Here is a 16,673-nt window from a genome sequence, read left to right as displayed (position 1 = left end):
GGTACCACGCGGCTGCAGACGCTGAAGCCGACCGATGGTGAAGTTACTACCCGGGCCCGACAGTGCCCTCGGAATTTTCTCCACGGGCAGAACCGGCGCTCGTCACACCTGTTTCCCACCCGGGCCGCACCCGCACCCGCGGCGACCGTTGCACGTCGCAGACGATGCGCGTTCCGGTTCCCTTCTGGGCACGCGCAGGTGGACGCCATACTCCTGACATGAGATTCGACGCGACGCTCGAGCTGCACGGCAGGACGGCCACCGGCATCGAGGTGCCGGCCGAGGTCATGATGTCCCTCGGGTCGGCGAAGAACCCCGCGGTGGTGGTCACCCTCAACGGGTTCGTCTACCGGACGACGGTCGGCGTGATGGGTGGGAAGTCACTGCTGCCGGTCAGTGCGGAGATCCGTCGGGGCGCGGGAGTGTCCGCCGGGGATCGGGTCATGGTCGAGGTGGAGCTGGACACCGAGCCGCGCACCGTCGAGGTGCCGGCCGACCTGGCGGCGGCACTCGCGTCCGAGCCCGAGCTGGCCGGAGCCTTCGGGGGCCTGTCCTACAGCAACCAGCGGCAGCACGTGCTCGCCGTCGAGGGCGCCAAGACCGAGGCCACCCGGCAACGCCGCGTCGAGGCCGTCCTCGCGAAGCTGCGCGGATGACTCCCGGCGCGCTCCTGTTGACCCCCGGCGCCGGAGCGACGCGGGACAACCGCATCCTGGTCGCGCTGGAGGCGGCCGTCGCGCCGCTGCCGTGCCGACGGATCGACTTCCCGTACCGGCAGTCGGGTCGACGGATGCCGGATCCCGCGCCCATCGCCGTGGCCCATCTGCGATCGACGGCGGCGGACCTCGTCGCCTCGGTCGGAGTGCCGCCCGATCGGTTGGTGCTCGGCGGGCGGTCGTACGGCGGCCGGATGTGCTCGATGGCCGTGGCCGAGGGACTTCCGGCGGCCGGATTGATCCTGCTCAGCTATCCCCTGCACCCCCCGGGACGGCCGGAGAAGCTGCGGGTCGAGCACTTCCCGCAGATCGACGTGCCGGTGCTGTTCGTCGGGGGCGAGAAGGATCCGTTCGGCTCGCCGGACGAGTTCGCGCAGTGGGTGCCGCAGGTCCGCGGGCGGGTGACGCAGGTCTGGCTCCCGGGCGGCCACGACCCACGACCCGGCACGGACGAGACGCTCATCGGTGCGGTCCGGGATTGGCTGGCAACCCTGTGACCTCAGGACATCAACTGTCCTGAAGGCCTCCTAGCCTGGTGATACCCACCGAGGAAAGGCACGTCATGACCGAGAACATCACCCCCGAGCAGGCCGACCTGCTGGAGATCCTGAAGACCCGGCGCTACTTCCTGCGGTCCGCCGTCGAAGGGCTCACCGACGAGCAGGCCGCGCTGACCCCGACGGTCAGCGAGCTGTGCGTGGGCGGGCTGATCAAACACGTGTCGGCGACCGAGACCGAGTGGGCGGACTTCATCGTCCGCGGACCGATCGCCGGCGGCGGCATGGAATGGTCGGAGGAGGCGGTCGCCGCGTACGGCAACCAGTTCCGGATGCTGGACGGTGAGACCGTCGACGGCATTCTCGCCGCGTACGACGAGGTCGCGGCCCGGACCGACGCGCTGGTCCTGTCCGAGGACCTCGACAAGCGCTGGCCGCTGCCCGAGGCCCCGTGGTTCGAGAAGGGCGCCACCCGTTCCGTGCGCCAGGTGTTCCTGCATGTCGCCGCCGAGACCGCGCACCACTCCGGTCACGCGGACATCATCCGCGAGACCATCGACGGCAAGAAGAGCATGGGCTGACGGCACTGCGCGCAACGGCACGGGCTGATGCCGAGGATTGCCAGCTTCATCTCGACCGACCAACTGGCCCTCCCATCACCTTTAAGCGCGGCCGTTCAGCTCTTAGGCGGCCAACGGAGCTTGCGATCGCCTGCGTCCGCAGTTGAAAATTCGACCACGGCGAAAGTCTCTTTGATGTTCGCCCCCGCCGCGCCGTCCATCCAGAACGTGCGATTCCAAGTCTTCATCCCGCCCGGCGCGATGACAGGGACGTAGAACGAAAGGACTTCGGAAGCGACGTCCTTCGACCCGTCATGGTGCGAGCGTTCAACCGGTCCTGGGAAATGGACTTCAGTCCGGACGTTGGTGATGGGCAGACGTCCGGGGTTGACGACGTCAACACGATAGTGCCACTCGGCCATCAGCCCGGGAGTCCTCGAATTCGAGGGCCTGCTGTCCACGTGTGTGACCACGGCCACGCTGTTCAGTTCAGCTTCTCGGGTATGCCTTGCTGCCCGACGTATCTGAAGCAACTGAAACGCGGCCACCATAGCCGCGATTGCGGCAGCGACCGCGGCCACGGCATTCCAGACGGCTGGATCCATCATGTCCCCGCAGATCGAGGTTTGGATCTCATTACGTGCTCGGCCGAACTGACCGGCACATGCTTGTCCACCCTTGCGCGGTCTTCGGGCTCAGGACACCCACGCTGCGGTAGGGCACTCATAGCCGATCAGACCAAATTGACCTGAGGAAGCTGGCTCATTCCGGCGTAAGGTTAAATCTGTGGAGCCTAGGAGAATCGAACTCCTGACCTCCGCCTTGCAAAAGCGGCGCTCTACCAATTGAGCTAAGGCCCCTCGGTCGGCCCGGAGGCCGGGACGTACTAGCGGCGGGGGGTGCCGGTCGCCTCGGCCCACAGGGCGGCCTCGGCCTCGGCGGCCTTCTTGCGCTTGGCGGCGACGGCAGCACCGGCGCCCGCCAGACCCAGCAGGACCAGGAGCTTCTTCATCGCACACCCTTTCACTACATGCAGTGGGCCTGGGAGGACTTGAACCTCCGACCTCTTCCTTATCAGGGAAGCGCTCTAACCGCCTGAGCTACAGGCCCTCACACACATCCGCTGCCTGACCATCACCTCGGTCCGGCAGCGACGATCAAGGTTACCGCACTCGCTGCGGAGAACCCAAACCGTCGCTGCCGGCCCGCAGCAGCCCGGGTCAGTCGCGCTCGCCCAGGGTCAGCTCGACCCCGCCGGCCATCCCGGCCGCGGCGTTGTAGACGAACGACGCGACCGTCGCCAACGCCGTCAGGATGACGATGTTGATCGCCCCGATGACCGCGGCGATGCCGAACACCTTGCCCGCGGTGATCAGGTCCGACGGCGTCACCGACGAGTCGGCGCTGGTCACCGTCGCCCAACCGGCGTTGATCCGGCTGACCACGTCCAGCGAACTGAACAGCACGTACAGCAGGCCCACCGCGATCATCCACACGAAGAACATTACGATCGACACGATCAGCGACACCTTGAGCGTGGTCCACGGGTCCAGCCGCTTGAGCTGCAGGGTGGTGATCCGCGGCGCCCGCTTACCGGGCCGACGGATCGCCTCCGTGCGGGTGGACGCCGCCGTCGCCGCAGCCGGCTCGGTGCCGCGGGCGGCCCCCGGCCCGACCGCCGTCACCGGGGACTTCGACTGCTGCTCCGGGGAGCTCACGCGTCATCCCCCTCGACCGGATCCTCTTCGGCCGGCACGTCGGCCAGGTCGGCGACGTCCACCGGCTCGAAACCGGCGGTGTCGGGCAGGTCGGTGTCGGGTGCGTCCGGATCGGTGGCGTCGTCCTCGACCGTGCCGTCGACCACCGTCGTCGAACCGATCGACGCTGCCGGCGTCTCACCCGACTCGGCGTCGAGAACCGCCGCCTCGACCGCCTCGTCGGCGTCGTTGTTCCGCGCGATGGCGACCAGCTGGTCCCCGTCGGTCAGGTTCATCAGACGCACTCCCATGGTCTGCCGCTTCGCCTTCCGCACCGACTTCGCCGTGGTCCGGATGACGCCGCCGCTGGTGGTGATCGCGTAGATCTCGTCGTCGATGTCGACGATGAGGGCGCCCACCAGCTTGCCACGACGACGGTCGTACTGAACGGTCAGCACACCCTTGCCGCCACGGCCCTGCGCCGGGTACTCGTCCATCTCGGTGCGCTTGGCGTAGCCGCCCGCGGTCGCCACCAGCACGTGCTTGCCCGGTCGCGCCACGTCCATCGACAGCAGCTCGTCGCCGGAGTTGAACCGCATACCCAGCACCCCGGACGTCGCGCGGCCCATCGGGCGCAGGGCGTCGTCGTCGGCGTGGAAGCGGATCGACTGACCCTCGGCCGAGATGAGCAGCAGGTCGTCGTCCGGCCCGCAGAGCACGGCACCGACCAGCTCGTCGTCGTCGCGCAGGTTGACCGCGACGATGCCGCCGCTGCGGTTGGAGTCGAAGTCGGTCAGCTTGCTCTTCTTGACCAGGCCGCCCTTGGTCGCCAGCACCAGGTACGGCGAGACCCCGTAGTTCTTGATCTGGATGACCTGGGCGATCTTCTCGTCCGGTTGGAAGGCCAGCAGGTTCGCGACGTGCTGGCCGCGAGCGTTGCGGTTGGCCTCGGGCAGCTCGTAGGCCTTGGCCCGGTACACCCGGCCCTTGTTGGTGAAGAACAGCAGCCAGTCGTGGGTGGAACTGACGAAGAAGTGGGCCACGATGTCGTCCTGCTTGAGCGCCGCCCCCTGCACGCCCTTGCCGCCGCGCTTCTGCGCCCGGTACAGGTCGGTCTTGGTGCGCTTGGCGTAGCCGGTGCGGGTGATGGTGACGACGACGTTCTCGACGGCGATCAGATCCTCGACGTTGACGTCACCGTCGTAGGCGACGAACTTCGAGCGACGGTCGTCGCCGTACTTCTCGACGATCTCGCCGAGCTCGTCGGCGATGATCAGCCGCTTGCGCTCGTCGCTGGCCAGGATGTCGCGCAGATCGGCGATGGTCAGCTCGAGTGCGGCCAACTCGTCGATGATCTGCTGCCGGTTCAGCGCGGTGAGCCGGCGCAGCTGCATCTCGAGGATGGCGTTGGCCTGGATCTCGTCGACGTCCAGCAGGTCCATCAACCCGGTGCGGGCGACCTCGACGGTCTCCGACGCCCGGATCAGGGCGATGACCTCGTCAAGGGCGTCGAGGGCCTTGACCAGACCGCGCAGGATGTGGGCGCGCTTCTCGGCCTCGTCCAACCGGTGCTGGGTCCGGCGGGTGATGACCTCGATCTGGTGGACCACGTAGTGGTGCACCATCTGGTCGATGCGCAGCACCCGGGGCACGCCGTCGACGATGGCCAGCATGTTGGCGCCGAACGACGTCTGCAGCTGGGTGTGCTTGTAGAGGTTGGCCAGCACCACCTTGGCGATCGCGTCCCGCTTGAGCGTGATGACGATCCGCATGCCGACGCGGTCGCTGGACTCGTCGGAGATGTCGGCGATGCCGGAGATCCGCGCGTCCTTGTGCAGCTGCGCGATGTTCTCGACGAGGTTGTCGGGGTTGACGACGTAGGGCAGCTGCGTGACGACGAGGATGGTGCGCCCCTTGGCGTCCTCCTCGACCTCGACCACGGCGCGCATCCGGATCGAACCGCGGCCGGTCCGGTAGGCCTCCTCGATGCCGTCGCGACCGACGATGAGCGCACCGGTCGGGAAGTCCGGCCCCGGGATGCGCTCGATGAGCGCCTCGAGAAGCTCCTCCTCGGTGGCCTCCGGGTGCTGCAACGACCAGATGACGCCGGCCGCGACCTCGCGCAGGTTGTGCGGCGGGATGTTGGTGGCCATGCCGACCGCGATGCCCGACGAGCCGTTCATCAGCAGGTTCGGGATGCGGGACGGCAGCACCGTGGGCTCGGTGGTCTTGCCGTCGTAGTTGGGGATCATGTCGACGGTGTTCTCGTCGATGCCCATCAGCATCTGCATCGCCAGCGGCGTCAGCTTCGACTCGGTGTACCGCATGGCGGCGGCCATGTCGTTGCCGGGCGACCCGAAGTTGCCCTGCCCGTCGACCATCGGGTAGCGCAGCGACCAGGGCTGCGCCATCCGGACGAGGGTGTCGTAGATGGAGCTGTCACCGTGCGGGTGGTAGTTGCCCATCACCTCGCCGACGACGCGCGAGCACTTGACGTGCGACCGCTCGGGCCGGAAACCGGCGTCGTACATGCCGTACAGCACGCGGCGGTGCACCGGCTTCAACCCGTCCCGGACGTCGGGGAGCGCCCGGGACACGATGACGCTCATCGCGTAGTCGATGAACGACCGCTGCATCTCGTCCTGGATGTCGACCGGCTCGGTGCGGTCGTGCTCCGGCGGTTCCGGGGGCATCACATCGGTCACGGGGGATCCTCAGTCATCTCGGTCCGCGCGCTCCGGCAGTGAGCCGGACAGCGGATACATCATCGGCGATCCATCCACAATGTGGACAGAAAGTGTGAATCAACGGTCGAGCGTTTCTCGCGGGCGGCCCGGTCGTCGTTCTCACTCTGAGCGACGACCATTCATCCGGTCCAGGTCAGAAGTCGAGGAACCGCACGTCGCGGGCGTTACGCACGATGAACGACCGTCGGGACTCGACGTCCTCGCCCATGAGGACGCTGAACAGCTCGTCCGCCGTCGCGGCGTCATCCAGCGTGACCTGCATCAACAGGCGGTTGGTCGGATCCATCGTGGTCTCCCACAGCTCCTTGGCGTTCATCTCGCCGAGGCCCTTGTACCGCTGGATGCCGTCGTCCTTGTTGACCTTGCGGCCGTTCTTGATGCCGTCGGCCATCACGGCGTCGCGTTCCCGTTCGGAGTACACGTAGTCGGGCTCGCCCCGCGTCCAGCGGATCTTGAACAACGGCGGCTGCGCGAGGTACACGAAGCCGTTCTCCACCAGCGGCCGCATGAACCGGAAGATGAGCGTCAGCAGCAGCGTCCGGATGTGCTGGCCGTCGACGTCGGCGTCGGCCATCAGGATCAGCTTGTGGTAGCGCAGCTTGGTGAGGTCGAACTCGTCGTGGATGCCGGTGCCCAGCGCGGTGATGAGCGACTGGACCTCGGTATTCTTCAGGACGCGGTCGATTCGGGCCTTCTCGACGTTGATGATCTTGCCGCGGATGGGCAGGATCGCCTGGAACATCGAGTCGCGGCCGGACTTGGCGCTGCCGCCGGCCGAGTTGCCCTCCACGATGTAGAGCTCGGAGGCGGCCGGATCGGTGGAGCGGCAGTCGGCGAGCTTGCCGGGCAGGCCACCGATCTCCAGCGCACCCTTGCGGCGGACCAGGTCACGGGCCTTGCGCGCGGCGGCGCGGGCCTGCGCCGAGGCGATCGACTTGGTGATGATCTTGCGGGCGTCGGTCGGGTTGCTCTCCAGCCAGTGCGCCAGCCACTCGTTGCACGCCTTCTGCACGAACGACTTGGCCTCAGTGTTGCCGAGCTTGGTCTTGGTCTGGCCCTCGAACTGCGGTTCGCGCAGCCGGATGGAGATGATCGCGGCCAGACCCTCACGGACGTCGTCGCCGGACAGCTTGTCGTCGGTGCCCTTGAGGAGCTTCTTCTCCTGCGCGTACCGGTTGACCACCGAGGTCAGCGAGGCGCGGAAGCCCTCCTCGTGGGTACCGCCCTCGATGGTGTTGATGGTGTTGGCGAAGGTGTGGACGCTCTCGGTGTAGGAGTCGTTCCACTGCATCGCGATCTCCACCTCCATCGTGTCGCCCTTGGACTCGAAACCGATGATCGAGTCGTGGACGGCCACCCGGGAGGCGTTGAGGTGCTTGACGTAGTCGACGAGGCCGCCCGGGTAGTGGAACACCCGCTCGACGGGCACGGCATCCTCGCCGCTGGCGTCCTCGTTGTGCTCACCGAGGGCACGCTCGTCCCGCAGGATGATGGTGAGGCCCTTGTTCAGGAACGCCATCTCCTGCAGACGACGCGCGATCGTCTCGATGTTGTAGGTGGTGGTCTCGAAGATGTCCGGATCGGCCCAGAACGTCACGGTGGTGCCGGTCTCGCCGGGCGGCACGGTCGAGACCTCGGTGAGCTTGCCGGGCTTGGACTTCGTGTACTGCTGGTGCCAGAGCTTGCCGTCCACCTTGATGTCGACGTCGAGCCGGTAGGACAGCGCGTTCACCACCGAGATGCCGACGCCGTGCAGACCGCCCGAGACCGCGTACGAGTCGGAGTCGAACTTGCCGCCCGCGTGAAGGATGGTCATGACGACCTCGACGGTCGGCTTCTTCTCGGTCGGGTGCATCCCGACGGGGATGCCGCGGCCGTTGTCGATGACCCGCACACCACCGTCGGGCAGCATCACCACGGTGACCGAGTCGGCGTGACCGGCCATCGCCTCGTCGACGGAGTTGTCCACGACCTCCCACACGAGGTGGTGGAGGCCGCGCTCGCCGGTGGAACCGATGTACATACCGGGGCGCTTGCGGACCGCGTCCAGTCCTTCGAGGACCGTGATGGATGATTCGTTGTATTCGTTCTTCTTGGTCGCCACGAGTCTCTTTCGACGGTCCGAGAGCTCCGGCGGACCAGTGGGTCGATGGCTCAGACAGCGAGCTGGGTCCCATTCCGGAGCTTTACCCCGTCCATCCTAGCGCTACGGACCGACGGCGACCCTCGAAAAGGCCTCTCAGTGGCCCGTGGCGTCATCCGTAGGTGTCCCGTGGTCCCCGACCCGAGACGTGCCGGTTGCCGAACCGCCACGAAGGGCGACTCGGACCCTGCGTCCGGATCTGCCGGACGACGTTCGGTCCGACCGCGGCGGCGACCTTGCCCAGGATGGTCGGTCCGAGCAGTTTGATCTGCGTCGCCCACGCGGTGCTCTCGGCCTGGATGATCAGCTGGCCGTCGACAAGGTTGAGCGGCTCGCAGTGCGAGGCGAGGTCGTCCCCGACGATCTCGGCCCAGCGGGCGAGCACGGTGGCCTTGGCGAGATCGTCGGCGCTGCCGGAACGCTTCACCCACTGCTGGGCCAGCGCGCCGAACGGCTTCGGGTCGCGGGCGTCGGGACCGGGCCCTGACCAGCGACGACGGTTCGACGCGGCTCGCCGCCCGACCACCGACGAGCGGCCCTCGGCGGCGCGGCGGGCGGCGGTCCGGGCACGGGCCTGCTCGAGCGCCTCGCGGGCGAGGTCGGCGCCGCGCTTCGGGACGGGGGCGTCGTCGGGGTCGGTCATGCCGGCGTCCCGGGGTCGGCGGTCGGTTGCTCGTGGCCGTCCTGCTCGTCCGACCCGGCCGGGGTACTGCCGGTGTCGACCTCGGTGATGGAGCCGTTCTCGACCAGCAGCTGGCGGCCGACGAGGGCGGCGGGAACGTCCGCACCGACGGCGGCGGTGATGACGACCTGGTCGGCGCCCGCGACCCAGCGGGCAAGACTGGCACGCCGCGAGGAGTCCAGCTCGGCGAAGACGTCGTCGAGGACCAGGACCGGGGCGATCCCGTCGGCGCGGAGCAACCCGAACGCCCCGAGTCGCAGCGCCAGCGCCATCGACCACGACTCACCGTGGGAGGCGTAGCCCTTGGCCGGCCCGGGACCGAGCAGCAGTTCGAGCTCGTCGCGGTGCGGTCCGACCAGCGTGATGCCGCGGTCGAGTTCGTTGCCCCGCCGGCGGGCGATCTCGTCGAGGTAGGCGACGCGCAACTCCTCGACCGGGGTGTCCTCGGGCAGGTCGCCGAGCGAGGTGCGGTACACCATGCCGGCGGGCTCGGACTCGGGTGCGACGTCGGCGTAGGCGGCGACCATGTACGGCCGCAGCGCACCGACCATCGCCATCCGGCCGGCGAGCAGCTGGCTGCCGAAGTCGGCCAGAGCCTCGTCCCACACCTCGAGCACCGACAGGTCGGGACCGCCGGAGCGGCGCCTGGCGCCGGCCGACTTGAGCAGCGAGTTCCGCTGCTTGAGTGCCCGGTCGTAGTCAGCTTTCACGCCCGCGTACCGCGGCGTACGCATGACCAGCAGTTCGTCCATGAACTGCCGCCGTTCCGACGGGTCCCCCCGCACGATGGCCAGGTCCTCGGGTGCGAACAGCACGGTCCGCAGGATGCCGAGCAGGTCCCGCGTCCGGGTGGCCGGTGCCCGGTTCAGCCGTGCCCGGTTCGCCTTGCCGGGATTGATCTCGAGCTCGAGCAGCAGTTCACGCCCGTCGTGGACGACGGCTCCGCGGACGACCGCCTGCCCCGCACCCCGCCGGACCAGGGGTTGATCTCCGCTGACCCGGTGTGACGACTGCGTCGCCAGGTACCCGAGCGCTTCCACCAGGTTGGTCTTGCCCACCCCGTTGCGCCCGACGATCACGTTGACCCCCGGCGACAACGGCACGTCCACCGCCGCCCACGACCGGTACTCCAACAGAGCCAGGTGCCTCACATACACCGGCCCACGACCTTCCACACACCACGCGAACGACTTCAGACACAGCGAGGACCGAACGACGCTCGGGCAACGGACGGCTCACCACGCCCCACGGTCCCGGGATCAGCGGAATGCCGTCCGCTCCCGCTCACTCGCTGACGGAACCAGACCAGGGATCCGACGAGTCGGGTCGGTTCGGACCGCCGAAGAGTGCTGCTTCACCTTGTCGCGATGAGGCGGTCCGAACCGACCCGACGACCGTCACGACACCGGAACAGCGTCCGACGACCCTTCCTTGCCCACCGCATGCCCGCCGAACTGGTTCCGCAGCGCCGCCACCACCTTCATGGCGGGCGACTCGGTCTGCCGCGAGGAGAAGCGGGCGAACAGCGCCGCGGTGATCACCGGCAGCGGGACGGCGTTCTCGATGGCCGCTTCGATGGTCCAGCGGCCTTCGCCGGAGTCCTGGGCGTAGCCACGGATGTCCTCGAGGCCGGGGTCGGCGGCGAGCGCACGGACCAGCAGGTCCAGCAGCCACGACTTGATGACGGTTCCCTGCTGCCAGGAGGCCATCACGGCGTCGGGGTCGGGGACGAGATCGACGGCCTGCAGCAGTTCGTAACCCTCGCCGTAGGCCTGCATCATCCCGTACTCGATGCCGTTGTGGACCATCTTGACGAAGTGTCCGGCGCCGACGGGGCCGGCGTGCACGAAGCCACCGGCGCCGACCGGCTTGAGGGTGTCGAACACGGGCTGAACCTGCGCGACGGCGTCGGCGGTACCGCCGACCATCAGCGCGTAGCCCTCAGTGATGCCCCAGATGCCGCCCGAGACGCCGACGTCGAGGTACTGGATGCCCTTCTTCTCCAGCATCGCACCGTGCAGCTGGTCGTCGGTGTAGCGGGAGTTGCCGCCGTCGATGATGAGGTCACCCTCGGAGAGCACCTCGGCGAGGTCACCGATGGTGGCGCGGGTGGGCGCGCCGGACGGCACCATCACCCAGACGGCACGGGGTGCGTCGAGGGCGGCGACCAGCTCCTGCAGGGAGGCGACGGTGCGCGCGGAGTTCGGGTCCCGGTCGTAGCCGATCACCTCGTGGCCGCCGGCGCGCAGCCGCTCGGCCATGTTGCCGCCCATCTTGCCGAGTCCGATCAAGCCGATCTGCATTGCGGGTCCCCTGTTCGCGTTCGGGTCGGAGGTGAGCACGGTTCCCGGGTCACGGCGGATCGCCCCGGTCGGTGGCGGCCGCTCGCGGAGCGGGCCGGTGGCCGGTGGGATCAGCCGGGCAACCGGGCCGGCATCACGAGGTAGCGGTACGGAGTCTCCGCCGGGGTGCTGTCACCGTCGGCGGCGCCCCCCTCGCTCCGGTCATCCTGCATGACCGGCAGCAACAGCGCGGGGCGGGCGGGTGTCGTGAACGCCAACTTGACCCGCTCGGTGCGCAGCACGGACAGCCCGTCGAGCAGGTAGGTCGGGTTGAAGGCGATCAGCAGTTCGGCACCGTCCGCATCGACCTGCAGCTGCTCCTCGGCGCGGCCTTCGTCGTCACCACCGGCGGTGAGGGTGAGCGCGCCGTCGGTGACCTGCAGCCGGAGGTGGTGGCCGCGGTCGGTGACGAGCGCCACGCGCTTGATCGCCTCGGTGATGGTGGACACCGGGACCTCGACGGTCGTGGTGTGGCTGGTCGGCAGCAGCGAGCGGTACTTGACGAATTCGACGTCGAGCAGGCGCACGGTCGTGCGACGGCCGCCCGATTCGAGGCCGAGCAGCCCGTCGCCGAGGGCCAGCGTGACCGGTACGGCGTGGGAGCCGCCGAGGGTCTTGGCCGCTTCGGCCAGCGTGCGGGCGGGAACGAGGACCGCGGTGGAGATCTGCGGGGTGGACGGCAGCCAGGAGAGTTCGCGGACGGCGAGCCGGAACCGGTCGGTCGCGGCGAGCGTGAGCTTGTCGCCTTCGATCTCGACGCGGACGCCGGTCAACATCGGGAGCGTCTCGTCGCGACCGGCGGAGATGGCGGTCTGGCTGACGGCCTCGGCGAAGTCGGCGCCGTCGATGGTCCCCGACGAGCTGGGCATCTCGGGCAGGGCCGGGTAGTCCTCGACGGGCATCGTCGGCAGGCTGAAGCGTGCCGAGCCGCCGACGATGGTCACCCGCGAACCGTCCACCGCGATGTCCACCGGCTTTCCGGACGGCAACGCCCGGGCGATCTCGGCGAGGAGCCGACCGGACACCAGCACGCGGCCGCCCGTGTCGGCGTCGACGCTGACCTCGGCACGGGTGGAGACCTCGTAGTCGAAACCCGCGACGGTGAGGGTCGATTCGTCGACGGTCAGCAGGATGCCACCGAGGACCGGCACCGGCGGGCGGGCCGGGAGGCTCTTGGCGACCCAGGCCACAGCGTCGGCGAGGTCTTCGCGCGCGACCCGAAACTTCATCCAGACCCTCCAGGGGCGAACCACGTGAGACAGCGACAGCCGGCGTCGACGTCCACACCGGTCTTGGAGTCCGTCGCCGGGTCGACACAGGTCGTCCCGGGCACGGACGCTCTACCGTACGACGTCACCCCCGATCCGTCACCTTCGCCCACCTGGTGGTTCGAGGGGTTCCGCGACCCGGCCCACTGCTGTCCACAGGCCGCTGTCCCCAACGTCAGTGTTTTGTAGTTCTCTCCAAGAGAGACAACAGCAGTAGTAATAGGTCCTGTGGATGGTGTGGACGGACCGCATCGGTCCAGACCAGACGGTGTGGCGGTCCCGGGACCCTCCGTGGACGGTTTCCGGCCGCCGGCACCGCGGTGTTGACAGTCCCGCGCACCCGTCAGTTGTCCCCCGGATCTTCGGCAGTTGTCCCCAGGGTTGTCCACATCCTGTGGAGGGTTGCGTGTGATCCCGGTCATCGGGGCCCCGAAGCTGCCGCTGGAAGAGTGAACGGTGGGTCGCCCGATGGTCTCGTCACCCGTTCAGGAGGACATCGCCGGGCCTGTCCGGCGTCCGTGGCCGCAACGGTCACGGACGGTGCGGGTGGGCTGGGCCGATCGATGGGGCGGAGGGGTTTGGTCGCCACGGGCGGGTCAGGTAGGCAGCGCTGCGTTCGTCGGTGATCGGGTTGATGGGCGGCGTGGCACCGGGGACGGACCGGTGGTCGCTGCACCGGGCGATCAGGACATCGTCGGCGTTGCGTGTGCTGGATGAGCGTCCGCCGGGTGGCGTGCCATCGGGGGACGGACGAGTGTTGCGGCACCGACCGGCCGATCGGACGTCGTCAGCGTTGCGTGCGCGGATGAGCGCGCGCCCATTGGGCGGCGTGCCACCGGAAAAGGACCCGCGATCGTCGGGCCGGACCGAGCGATGGGCACATCGTCCGGTGGATCGGGGCGGCCGAGTCGCGCGGGGCGGCGGGGGAACGCGACCGGGGTGTCGGGACGATCGAGCTCGACGTGGGTTCGGGCACCGGAGCGGCACCGGACAGATGACCGCTGGCGGCCGGTGACGATCTGCCGCGGCTGCCGCGGCTGCCGCGGTGATGAGGTGCCTCGGTGATCCGGTGCCGGGGTGGTCGGGCGCCGGTGGTCAGGCATCGGAATGGGTCGTGGCGACCAGGCGTCGGCGATCAGGCGTGCGGGCCAGCAGTCAGGCGGCGGGATCAGGCGCGGCGGGTGCCGGGTGATCGGGTGTCAGGAGCATCGGGCGCCGGTGGTCCGCCGTGGGGATCAGGCGCGGCGGGTGCCGGGTGATCGCGCGTCGGCGACAGGCGGGCGAGTCAGGCCCGGCGGGCGCGGTCCCGGATCCGGGCGGTGAGCTCCTGGACGTGGTCGTAGGTCTGCCGGCGCTCGGCCATTTCCGTCTTGATCTTCTTGGCCGCGTGCATGACGGTCGTGTGGTCGCGACCGCCGAAGGTCTGGCCGATCTTGGGCAGCGTCAGGTCGGTCAGCTCACGGCAGAGGTACATCGCGATCTGCCGGGCACCGGCGACCGACTTCGTCTTGAGCGGCCCGCACAACTCGTCCAGGCTGACGGTGAAGTACTCGGCCGTGACCGCCATGATGGTCGCGGCGTCGACGTCGTTGGAGCTCTGGCTGCCGATGAGGTCCCGCAGCACGACCTGGGCGAGCGCCAGGTCGACCGGTTGCTGGTTGAGCGAGGCGAACGCGGTGACCCGGATCAACGCCCCTTCGAGTTCGCGGATGTTGCGCTCGATGCGGCTCGCGATGAACTCGAGGACATCGTCGGGCGCGCTCATCCGGTCGTTGGCCGCCTTCTTCCGCAGGATCGCGATCCGCGTCTCCAGCTCGGGGGGCTGGATGTCGGTGATCAGGCCCCACTCGAAGCGGGTGCGCATCCGGTCCTCGAGGGTCTCCAGCCGTTTCGGTGGCCGGTCCGAGGAGATGACGATCTGCTTGTTGGCGTTGTAGAGGGTGTTGAAGGTGTGGAAGAACTCCTCCTGGGTGCCTTCCTTGCCCTCCAGGAACTGGATGTCGTCGACCAGCAGGACATCGACGTCGCGGTAGCGCTTCTGGAACGCCACCTTGCGGTCGTCGCGCAGCGAGTTGATGAAGTCGTTGGTGAACTCCTCGCTGGACACGTACCGGACCCGCATCCCGCGGAACAGCCGCTGTGCGTAGTGACCGATGCCGTGCAGCAGGTGCGTCTTGCCCAGGCCCGACTCACCCCAGATGAAGAGCGGGTTGTAGGCGGCGGCAGGCGCCTCGGCGACCGCGACCGCGGCGGCGTGCGCGAACCGGTTGGACGACCCGATGACGAAGGTGTCGAAGCTGTAGCGCTCGTTGAGCCGGGTCAACGCCGGGTTCGGCGGTTCGGCGTTGGGCGCCGGCGGCCGGGCGGCGCCGCGGTGGTTGCCGGGCCAGAGCTCCGACACGCTGGCCATCACCTCGGCCTCGTCGTCGGCCTCGTCGTCGCCCTCGTGCTCGAGCTCGGGGATCTCGACGGCGCCGAGACCGGAGCGGGTCGGCGGGGTGTACGCGACGCCGTTGTCGGACTCCTCCTTGGTGACCGTGAGCGCGACCGTGATCGGACGTTCGAGGAGGGTGGACAACGTCGACGTGAGCGGCTCGGACATGTTGCGCTCGATCACGTCCCGGACGAAGTCGTTGGGGACGGCGATGACGCAGGTGCTCTCGAGCAGACCGATGGGTCGGATCAACGAGAGCCAGGCGGCGTGCTGACGGGTGACGGTCGGGGCGAGCTCGTCGAGAGCCTGCGTCCAGACCGTCGCGAAGTCCGGAGACTGACCCGTCACTGACATGCTTCCCCTCGATGTGCCGCTCTGTGGACCCGGTGTGGTGACACACCACATCGCAGACGTCGGCGTTCCCGGTGCAAACCTACGGGCACATCGACCGCGCGCACAGTTGTGCACACACTTTGTGCACAGGGGTGGATAACTCAGCCAATGAGAGTGGGTCCGAGCGACGCTAACAACAGCGAGCCGGTTCCCACAAGGGGCGATCCGGGGCTCCGGACGTGGTACGGCCGCGTGTCGTGACGGTCATCGCAGCGGTGCGAACCGGGCCTGTCGGACGCTCCGCGGGCCCGGTTCCCGCTCCGCGGTGCGCTCCCCCGGGCCGCGGCCGCCCGGCGCTCGCCTTGACCGGACTCGGGGTCAGTCCGTACCCTCGACTCGGAGCTCGGCGTTACCGAGCCCCTGTGGGCTGCCCTCGTTTCGTCATCGGGCACCCGGACGAACAGCCTGTGCCTGAAGTGAACCTGGAGACATTGTCGTGAGCAAGCGTACTTTTCAGCCGAACAACCGGCGTCGGGCCAAGACCCACGGTTTCCGTCTGCGCATGCGGACCCGCGCCGGCCGCGCCATCCTGGCCACCCGTCGCGGCAAGGGCCGCAAGGAGCTGTCGGCCTGACGGTCGTGAGTGACCGCCCGGTCCGATGACCGGGGTCCGAGATGAAGATGCTGGGGTGCTGCCCGTGCTGACGAAGGCGATGCGCGTGACCAGGCCGGCCGAGTTCTCCGCCGTCCTGCGCACCGGTCGTCGCGCCGGCACCAAGCACCTCGCGCTGCATCTCCTCCGCGACCCCGGTGAGGTCTCCGGCCGGCGCGGTACCGCGCACGGATCGGGTTCAGTGACCCACCCGACCCCGGTCACCGCGGCCGCGGGGACCCGATGCGACATCGCCGACACCATCGACGCCACCGCCACCCGGTCCGTGCCACCCGCACGGGCCGGATTCGTCGTTTCCTCGGCCGTCGGCAACAGCGTGATCCGGCACCGGGTCACCCGCCGTCTGCGCGACCAGGTGCGGCCGCTGCTGACCGGGTTGCCCCCCGGTACCGCCATCGTGGTCCGTGCGTTCCCGGCAGCGGCCACCGCCACCAGCGCAGAGCTCGGTCGTGACCTGCGGACCGCGCTCCAGCGGGTGCGGTCGCGGTGACCGTCCCGTCCGACGCTGATCGACCGGTTCCCGTCGACGTCGCAGACGCGACTCCGGTGACCGGAGCGGCGTCCAGCACCGACTCGGCGGC

Annotated in this window: 15 protein-coding genes and 2 tRNA genes; 5 read left to right on the top strand and 12 right to left on the bottom strand. The window is 68.8% G+C overall.

What is annotated here, in order from left to right:
• Window positions 1-218: 218 nt before the first annotated feature.
• The 3 genes from DB033_RS00280 to DB033_RS00270 all read left to right on the top strand — a co-directional run bounded on the left by DB033_RS00280 (window position 219) and on the right by DB033_RS00270 (window position 1,794).
• Window positions 219-656: a YdeI/OmpD-associated family protein gene (locus DB033_RS00280; protein WP_111764938.1), complete on the top strand. Its 438-nt coding sequence runs from the start codon at window positions 219-221 to the stop codon at window positions 654-656.
• Complete coding sequence (locus DB033_RS00275; RefSeq protein ID WP_111764937.1) at window positions 653-1,213, top strand: alpha/beta hydrolase family protein; 561 nt, start codon at window positions 653-655, stop codon at window positions 1,211-1,213. The genes DB033_RS00280 and DB033_RS00275 overlap by 4 nt, the downstream gene beginning before the upstream one ends.
• Window positions 1,214-1,278: 65 nt before the next feature.
• Window positions 1,279-1,794: a DinB family protein gene (locus tag DB033_RS00270; RefSeq protein ID WP_111764936.1), complete on the top strand. Its 516-nt coding sequence runs from the start codon at window positions 1,279-1,281 to the stop codon at window positions 1,792-1,794.
• Between the two features lie 95 nt (window positions 1,795-1,889).
• Here the strand turns inward: DB033_RS00270 and DB033_RS20445 are convergent, their stop codons facing one another.
• The 12 genes from DB033_RS20445 to dnaA all read right to left on the bottom strand — a co-directional run bounded on the left by DB033_RS20445 (window position 1,890) and on the right by dnaA (window position 15,434).
• Window positions 1,890-2,195: a hypothetical protein gene (locus DB033_RS20445; RefSeq protein WP_157970419.1), complete on the bottom strand. Its 306-nt coding sequence runs from the start codon at window positions 2,193-2,195 to the stop codon at window positions 1,890-1,892.
• A gap of 365 nt (window positions 2,196-2,560) precedes the next feature.
• A tRNA-Ala gene (locus tag DB033_RS00265) sits at window positions 2,561-2,633 on the bottom strand.
• A gap of 26 nt (window positions 2,634-2,659) precedes the next feature.
• Window positions 2,660-2,785 carry a DLW-39 family protein gene (locus tag DB033_RS21225; RefSeq protein ID WP_240615659.1) on the bottom strand — a complete coding sequence of 42 codons (126 nt, stop codon included), beginning with the start codon at window positions 2,783-2,785 and terminating at the stop codon, window positions 2,660-2,662.
• Window positions 2,786-2,809: 24 nt separating this feature from the next.
• Window positions 2,810-2,883, bottom strand: a tRNA-Ile gene (locus tag DB033_RS00260).
• A 110-nt stretch (window positions 2,884-2,993) separates the two neighbouring features.
• Entirely contained in the window at window positions 2,994-3,491 is a 498-nt protein-coding gene (locus tag DB033_RS00255; RefSeq protein WP_111764935.1) for a DUF3566 domain-containing protein, read from the bottom strand.
• A complete protein-coding gene (gene gyrA, locus DB033_RS00250) occupies window positions 3,488-6,163 on the bottom strand; it encodes a DNA gyrase subunit A (RefSeq protein ID WP_420814015.1) in 2,676 nt (891 codons plus the stop codon). Before gyrA ends, DB033_RS00255 begins: the two co-directional genes overlap by 4 nt.
• Before the next feature lie 187 nt (window positions 6,164-6,350).
• Window positions 6,351-8,321 (bottom strand): DNA topoisomerase (ATP-hydrolyzing) subunit B, encoded by a 1,971-nt coding sequence (gene gyrB / locus DB033_RS00245; protein WP_111764933.1) that lies wholly within the window; start codon window positions 8,319-8,321, stop codon window positions 6,351-6,353.
• Between the two features lie 151 nt (window positions 8,322-8,472).
• On the bottom strand, window positions 8,473-9,003 hold the full coding sequence (locus tag DB033_RS00240) for a DciA family protein (protein ID WP_111764932.1): 531 nt from the start codon (window positions 9,001-9,003) through the stop codon (window positions 8,473-8,475).
• A complete protein-coding gene (recF, locus tag DB033_RS00235; protein ID WP_111764931.1) occupies window positions 9,000-10,199 on the bottom strand; it encodes a DNA replication/repair protein RecF in 1,200 nt (399 codons plus the stop codon). The genes DB033_RS00240 and recF overlap by 4 nt, the downstream gene beginning before the upstream one ends.
• Window positions 10,200-10,439: 240 nt before the next feature.
• Window positions 10,440-11,345, bottom strand: a complete 906-nt coding sequence (gene gnd, locus DB033_RS00230; protein ID WP_111764930.1) for a phosphogluconate dehydrogenase (NAD(+)-dependent, decarboxylating) — start codon at window positions 11,343-11,345, stop codon at window positions 10,440-10,442.
• A 110-nt stretch (window positions 11,346-11,455) separates the two neighbouring features.
• The gene (dnaN, locus tag DB033_RS00225; RefSeq protein ID WP_111764929.1) at window positions 11,456-12,613 is read right to left on the bottom strand and encodes a DNA polymerase III subunit beta; all 1,158 of its coding nucleotides are present in this window, start codon (window positions 12,611-12,613) and stop codon (window positions 11,456-11,458) included.
• 1,324 nt (window positions 12,614-13,937) lie between these two features.
• Window positions 13,938-15,434, bottom strand: a complete 1,497-nt coding sequence (gene dnaA, locus DB033_RS00220; protein WP_420814014.1) for a chromosomal replication initiator protein DnaA — start codon at window positions 15,432-15,434, stop codon at window positions 13,938-13,940.
• A 481-nt stretch (window positions 15,435-15,915) separates the two neighbouring features.
• Between dnaA and rpmH the strand changes: the two genes are divergently transcribed.
• Both rpmH and DB033_RS00210 read left to right on the top strand, forming a co-directional pair.
• On the top strand, window positions 15,916-16,053 hold the full coding sequence (gene rpmH / locus DB033_RS00215) for a 50S ribosomal protein L34 (protein ID WP_111764927.1): 138 nt from the start codon (window positions 15,916-15,918) through the stop codon (window positions 16,051-16,053).
• A gap of 55 nt (window positions 16,054-16,108) precedes the next feature.
• Complete coding sequence (locus DB033_RS00210; protein WP_205843578.1) at window positions 16,109-16,582, top strand: ribonuclease P protein component; 474 nt, start codon at window positions 16,109-16,111, stop codon at window positions 16,580-16,582.
• The last annotated feature ends 91 nt before the right edge of the window (window positions 16,583-16,673 follow it).

The organism is Nakamurella deserti, assembly GCF_003260015.1.
GTDB lineage: Bacteria > Actinomycetota > Actinomycetes > Mycobacteriales > Nakamurellaceae > Nakamurella > Nakamurella deserti.
Note: the sequence above shows the minus strand (reverse complement) of the source record. Positions and strands in the feature narration are given on the sequence as shown.

What these genes read in the sequence shown, in the direction of transcription:
- DB033_RS00280 (WP_111764938.1), top strand. Translation starts at nt 219, where the DNA reads ATGAGATTCGACGCGACGCTCGAGCTGCACGGCAGGACGGCCACCGGC.
- DB033_RS00270 (WP_111764936.1), top strand. Translation starts at nt 1,279, where the DNA reads ATGACCGAGAACATCACCCCCGAGCAGGCCGACCTGCTGGAGATCCTG.
- dnaN (WP_111764929.1), bottom strand. Translation starts at nt 12,613, where the DNA reads ATGAAGTTTCGGGTCGCGCGCGAAGACCTCGCCGACGCTGTGGCCTGG.
- gnd (WP_111764930.1), bottom strand. Translation starts at nt 11,345, where the DNA reads ATGCAGATCGGCTTGATCGGACTCGGCAAGATGGGCGGCAACATGGCC.
- DB033_RS20445 (WP_157970419.1), bottom strand. Translation starts at nt 2,195, where the DNA reads ATGGCCGAGTGGCACTATCGTGTTGACGTCGTCAACCCCGGACGTCTG.
- DB033_RS00240 (WP_111764932.1), bottom strand. Translation starts at nt 9,003, where the DNA reads ATGACCGACCCCGACGACGCCCCCGTCCCGAAGCGCGGCGCCGACCTC.
- gyrA (WP_420814015.1), bottom strand. Translation starts at nt 6,163, where the DNA reads ATGCCCCCGGAACCGCCGGAGCACGACCGCACCGAGCCGGTCGACATC.
- DB033_RS21225 (WP_240615659.1), bottom strand. Translation starts at nt 2,785, where the DNA reads ATGAAGAAGCTCCTGGTCCTGCTGGGTCTGGCGGGCGCCGGTGCTGCC.
- DB033_RS00275 (WP_111764937.1), top strand. Translation starts at nt 653, where the DNA reads ATGACTCCCGGCGCGCTCCTGTTGACCCCCGGCGCCGGAGCGACGCGG.